This window comes from Burkholderia sp. BE17 (genome assembly GCF_009362305.1).
Taxonomy (GTDB): domain Bacteria; phylum Pseudomonadota; class Gammaproteobacteria; order Burkholderiales; family Burkholderiaceae; genus Burkholderia; species Burkholderia pyrrocinia_C.
Genome location: NZ_WHNU01000131.1, coordinates 1 through 296, shown reverse-complemented (window position 1 = coordinate 296; position 296 = coordinate 1). Strand labels below are relative to the sequence as shown.

The following is a 296-nucleotide window of genomic DNA, read 5'->3' as shown; positions in this document are numbered from 1 at the left end:
AATGCAAAATTCTCGGTTCAGCGTCTGAACCAAGCTCTTAGCGTTGGTGATTGGTGGAGGCAGACGGGATCGAACCGACGACCCCCTGCTTGCAAAGCAGGTGCTCTCCCAGCTGAGCTATGCCCCCATGTACAGGTATGCCTCAGGTGTGTACCGCCACACAAGACGGTGGTGGGTCTGGTTGGATTCGAACCAACGACCCCCGCCTTATCAAGACGGTGCTCTAACCGACTGAGCTACAGACCCCTGAGTCTGTCTTTAATTTACAGCCGATAAGCGTGAGCGCTCAACTTTGC

At 54.7% G+C, this 296-nt stretch carries 2 tRNA genes; both read right to left on the bottom strand.

Features of this window, described 5'->3' with window-relative positions:
- Positions 1-51: 51 nt before the first annotated feature.
- Positions 52-127: transfer RNA gene (locus GD429_RS40175), tRNA-Ala, on the bottom strand.
- Between the two features lie 42 nt (positions 128-169).
- Positions 170-246, bottom strand: a tRNA-Ile gene (locus GD429_RS40170).
- Positions 247-296: the final 50 nt, after the last annotated feature.